Raw genomic sequence first — 5167 nt, forward strand, 5'->3', positions numbered from 1 at the left:
GCTGCTTGAGGGCCTTGTTATAAGAGGGCCAGTTGGTGATTTTAAAATTTTGTTTTGCCATGGAGACCTGATTTTGAAACAACTGTGGTGATCTGCTCCGATGATTACCCAAAAGTTCTATTTATTCAACAAAGCCGTTGTGGCATTACAATAATGAGCGAACTCATCAGGGAAAAACGTGCTGCGGGCGTACGCCGATGGCCACTTTACTCGATGGAAAACGGATCTGGGCAGAAAAGAATCTGAACCAGATGTGATCTGACAGACACCTGTATAAATAATCGGTAACTGTCAGATCAGGTCTGAGCTAGTACATCAAGGTAGGTTTGCACCAAATCGAACGTCCAGTCTTAGTGCATCATTCAAACGTGTCTTAGCTTGCGGTACTCGAGTCTTTGTTTTTGTCACCATCAGCGCGCCCCACACAGTGCCTTCTACACGCTTTCGTGCAGACTCTATTAATCGTAGCTCACTCTGATAAAAGTGCCGTGAAAACCAGTGTTTGGCAGAAAAGATTGCTACGAAAACAACAGCATAAAACGGCACTTCATCCGCGTAATAATAGATAAATAGTATGTTAGCCAAGCGTGACAACGGTAAATCACGTGTTACATTAGCTTTTTATTTTGGGTAGTGGCGATTCAGGCAGCATATTTCGCCGGAAACGGCGAGTTATCAAGGAGATAATTCAACATGCGGGTTGTAATTTTAGGCAGTGGCGTTATTGGCGTCAGCACGGCGTGGTATTTGTGTCAGGCGGGGCATGACGTCACGGTCATTGACCGACAGCCTGCATTTATCTTAATACAGGACACGGTACCTTAGGCTGGACGATGGCGTGCGGTTCAGGGCAACTGCTGGCGGATATCATGTCTGGTAAGACGCCTGACATTGCCCATGACGATTTGTCGATATTTCGTTACGCCAGAGCGTAAATCCATCGGGTTATCGCGCTGCAATCAACTAAGCGCTGTAATCGTGCCGCGCGTCTTTGCGCTTAAACGCTGGGCGTGCAGCGCCAACAGCGTCGCGCACAGCATGGCAAGCGCCAGCGTGCTCTGTGGTGAGAGGGGAAGCTCCATCACCGCCAGCCCAACACACGCGCCGCCTGCCATTTACACGAATACTACCAGCGCCGATGCCGTACCCGCTTCATTCGCATAAGGTTCCAGTGCATAGCTGGTGGCTGGGCAGATGGCAAACGCCAGGCCAGCAAACGCCACCACCACCGGAGCCATAAAGATCCACCAACGCGCCCGTAGCGCCTCGGGGAGCCACAGGATGATAGCGTACAGCAACAAAAAACCGCTGCCAATCAATATGAAGCTGAGCGTCAGGCAAGCGGGGCGGCCAATTTTCACGATTGCGCGCGTTTCCAGAAGGCTCATTGCCATCACCCAAAAGCCGTTTGCGTCAAACACCAGTGAGAACTGTAACGGTGACAAACCGCCATGTATCATCAAGACCACTGAGGCCACTGACAGATAGGTCAGTGCCATCCCCATAATACCCGCATTTCAGCCAGCAAAGCCGATGAAGCGAGGCGTAAAAAGGATTCGCGCATATTGTTTGATGGGAAAACTTGGCAGACGCAGGGTGTCAGCCGGGCGGGTTTCTGGCAGATAGCGCAGGGCGAGCAACAGGACAAGGCTGGCATACAGCGTCAAAAACCAGAAGCAGGCACGCCAACCGAATGCGGCGGACAGCAAGCCGCCAAAAAACGGGGCCAGAGCGGGCACAATGTTCAACGTACCGTTAAGAAAGCCGAAAGTGCGTGCGGCATCATCACCGTTTAACCGGTCACGCACAGCGCTAAACACCACCACAGCGGTACAACACAAGGCAACGCTTTGTAGTACGCGAGAAGCAATAAACACCCTCCCACTGGTCGCCAGCGCTGCCGTGATGGCACCCACAATGTAAATCGCGGTTCCGACCAGTGCCATTGGGCGGCGTCCTATACGGTCAAACAACGGACCAGCCACCAGTTGTCCCCATCCCACTATCATGATAAACAACGAAATGGTTGATTGAATGGTCGCATTATCGCTGTTCAGACCTTGTGAGATGGCAGGGATCACCGGAAGGTAAAGATCGATGGCTAATGGGCCGAGCAGCACTAACATAAATAACAACAGCACAAATCTTTGTATGGTCATGGCAAGGTGAATTCCGTTCCCTGGCAAGTGAATGAATAACGTAGTGCTTGCCTTTGGTCATCGCCAGGAAAGGCGGGTTGCATAACCACACTGTAGCGAATGGTACGACACAACGGGCGTGCTTTACTACGATAGAAGCGTTTTTTGGTGTTTCGCGGCGATCCGGCGGCTTACGCTGGGGGGATCGTCATGCCACGTCCAACTACACTTGATCTACTCAGTTATTTTTAGTGACGATGTCACTTTAAACCTTTTGCACTGTGAGTCATTTGTCCCAATGAGACTGCCAATATTGCCAGCAGCATCAGCGTAGTAACAGGGGCCAGTACCGCACAGGGGGCGCGTTCAATATAAGGCATACCTTCAGCGACAATCAGCACCCATTCAGGGTACGGCGGTTGTTGTCCTAATCCGAGAAAACCTAACGCCGTCAATGCCAGTGTGATACCTGGAAAACGCACCAAGGCGTGACGCGTGACGGGGCCAACCAGTGCAGGCAGTACATAGCCCGTGAAGCGACGCCAGCGCCCAACCCCCAGCAGTGGGGTGATGCGCACGTAAGGGCGCGCAAGTATCTCTTCAACCAGTGCGGCAGTATGCGCTGCCAGCGGTGCCCAACTTACCAGCATCACCGCCAGTGCCGCACCATAGGTAGAGGGCCCGGTCAGGGCGACAACGATAAGGCCCGCCATCATCGGCGGTAGCGCATTGGCTATCTCCATCGGACCAATAAACAGGAGCGGGAAAAGTCCCAACAGTATACCGAGCAGCAAACAGACAGCGCTGACGCCGATGGAGGTGATAAGCGTAGCAAACGCACCGTGCGCCACGCGTGCCAGCAGATCGCGCACGGTGGCATTTGCGCCCAGCGGCAACGCGAGGCTGGGAGGTTGTAAGCGAAGATAATCAGAGGCCAGCAGATCGCGGGTCAGTCCGACAGCGATCAGCAGCACCAACGCCAGTGCAATCGTCATTGGGAAGGCATAATGCGGGCGACTCGTTGGGCTGATGGTTGGGGCGGGCAAAGATCCGCTGCGCAGCGCGCGTCCCAGTATCAACTGACGGAGTAGGTTGCCAAGGGTACCGCTCAGCGTTGCAATTAACAGTAACAGCAGAACGCCGCATTGCAGGGCAGGCAGATCCTGTGCGGCTGAGGCACCAAGCGTGGCGCGACCCAAGCCGGGGATAGCAAAGATCTTTTCTACCGCCACTGCCCTCCCGTCAGTCCTACGGTGATCAATCCAATCTGTGGCAGTAACGCAGGCAGCGTGCGTCGCAAAACCGCAATGGCGCAATCAAATTGGCTTACGCCTGCCACGCGCCAAGTGATAAGCCACGGCTCGGAGAAGGTACTGCGCAGTGCATCCGCCAGTAAGCGTGCCAGTAATCCCCCTGCGGGCAGCCCCAACGAGAGCGCTGGCAGCACCATATGCTGTACGCCGTGCCAGCCATACGGGGGAAACAGCGGCAGCCAGACTGCTCCGATCAGCAGCAGCAGGGACGCCAGCAAATATTCTGGCAGGGTAGTGAACGCCATCGCCCAAGCCCCGTGGCTGTTATTCACCTTACCACTCAGCCCATGGCGCAGCGTGGAAACGCACAGCAGCCTAGCAACCAGTATGACCAACGTTAAGGCCGTCCCCATCAGAGTCAGCGATATGCCGGCAGCGTCTAACATGGCCGGTAAGACCGGCTTGCCAGAGATCTAGGAGTGCCAGGCATCCCCCTGTAATATACCGCGCCACCACTGCCACAACAGCACTATAGGGCCTTGGTCGAGACCGAGTTTGCTGCGAATAGCTTGCAACGCCTCGGGCGTTGCCTCTTGTTCGGCGGATTTGGCGCGTAGTACGCTGAGTGCGGGATCGCTGCCGGAAAGCAACGGCAACAAGCCAATGAGCGCTATGACTGCAAAGGTGCTCACGGCACGCGATATCAGCGTAGTGATAACTGCTCCGAAGCGTCAGGGAGATGCGATCATGGTTGGTGTATCAGCCTGGTGATGTGTGTTTGTGGTGTAACCAGCATCCTTTCACGCGGATCGCGTGCTGCCTGACGTACGCCAGTCGCTTCGCCCTGAATCACCCGTTCGTGCAACAAGGGGATCGCCGCATCCGTGGCGAGAATACGCTGCTCGGCTGCCATGATTGCCTTACGCCGCGCTTCTCCGGCGGGTATAGCGGCAGCGGTGAGCAACGCCTCATCGACAGCAGGATCGCACATCTGTGAGAGATTAAACGACCCTTTGCAACTGAAATCGCTGTAGAGATAAGATACCGGATCGCCGGAATTCAGCACCGTGGCGCGCGACAGGATAAAGGCATCGAACTTTCCGGCTAACGCATCGGCTTCAATTTGGGCGTATTCACGCACTTCTTGCTGAACGGTAAATCCTGCTGCGGTTAACTGTTGTGCCAGATAAACGGCAACTTCCGGTAGCTCAGCATGATCGCTGAAGGTCGCCAGTTTGATAACCTCTCTCTGCGGATGGCGTGCAGTGGTTGGCTGGTCTACCGCATGGCGCAGCCCAACGCAGCGCCGGGCCAAGCAAGCCGTGGGCAATATCCGCACGGTTCTCATACACGTTCTTTACCAGCACGTCCCGTTGAACGGCATCGCGCACAGCAGCACGCAGTCCGGCATCACGCAGTGGGCCAAGGCGGGTATTGAGGTACAGGGTATTCGCGTGCGGCATAGGCACCTCACGGATTAGCGCTGGATCGATCAAGGGGGCTTGCGCGACCGGCACGGTCTCCACGATATCCGCGCTGCCGCTTCGCAGCGCTGCGGCGCGGGCTGTTCCATCTGGAACGAAATCAACATCAAGACCTAAAGCTTGCGCAGGCGTGTCCCAGTAGCAGTCAAAGCGGGTCGTGTATTCAATATGTTGATTGCAGTGTGAAATGTCCGGTTTTGGATGTGGAATACAGTGGCTAAAGTTGATGTAAGATGCCCGTTTTGTGAACAGACATCTCCTGTGAAAAAACACGGTTATGGCAAAAGTGGCC

At 54.8% G+C, this 5167-nt stretch carries 1 protein-coding gene and 6 pseudogenes; 4 read left to right on the forward strand and 3 right to left on the reverse strand.

Annotation, left to right across the window (positions count from 1 at the left end; all coding sequences use genetic code 11):
* Positions 1–143: 143 nt before the first annotated feature.
* From QZ506_RS09940 to QZ506_RS09945, 3 genes and pseudogenes are all read left to right on the forward strand, one after another.
* Positions 144–257: pseudogene (locus QZ506_RS09940) on the forward strand (IS481 family transposase); the annotation flags it as partial.
* A gap of 436 nt (positions 258–693) precedes the next feature.
* Positions 694–825 (forward strand): FAD-dependent oxidoreductase, encoded by a 132-nt coding sequence (locus tag QZ506_RS21560; RefSeq protein ID WP_367272999.1) that lies wholly within the window; start codon positions 694–696, stop codon positions 823–825.
* Positions 795–935, forward strand: a pseudogene (locus QZ506_RS09945) (D-amino acid dehydrogenase); the annotation flags it as partial. The gene QZ506_RS21560 and the pseudogene QZ506_RS09945, both read left to right, overlap by 31 nt.
* 24 nt (positions 936–959) lie before the next feature.
* Here the strand turns inward: QZ506_RS09945 and QZ506_RS09950 are convergent.
* From QZ506_RS09950 to QZ506_RS09960, 3 pseudogenes are all read right to left on the reverse strand, one after another.
* Positions 960–2153: pseudogene (locus tag QZ506_RS09950) on the reverse strand (multidrug effflux MFS transporter).
* Positions 2154–2398: 245 nt separating this feature from the next.
* Positions 2399–4107 (reverse strand): annotated as a pseudogene (locus QZ506_RS09955) (ABC transporter permease subunit).
* Between the two features lie 29 nt (positions 4108–4136).
* Positions 4137–5028 (reverse strand): annotated as a pseudogene (locus QZ506_RS09960) (ABC transporter substrate-binding protein); the annotation flags it as partial.
* A gap of 60 nt (positions 5029–5088) precedes the next feature.
* Here QZ506_RS09960 and QZ506_RS09965 point away from each other — a divergent pair.
* A pseudogene (locus QZ506_RS09965) lies at positions 5089–5167 on the forward strand (IS1 family transposase); the annotation flags it as partial.

The sequence above is a fragment of the Candidatus Symbiopectobacterium sp. genome (genome assembly GCF_020054415.1).
Taxonomy (GTDB): domain Bacteria; phylum Pseudomonadota; class Gammaproteobacteria; order Enterobacterales; family Enterobacteriaceae; genus Symbiopectobacterium.

Excerpts from the sequence above, each read along its gene's own strand:
- QZ506_RS21560 (WP_367272999.1), top strand. The coding sequence starts at position 694 with ATGCGGGTTGTAATTTTAGGCAGTGGCGTTATTGGCGTCAGCACGGCG.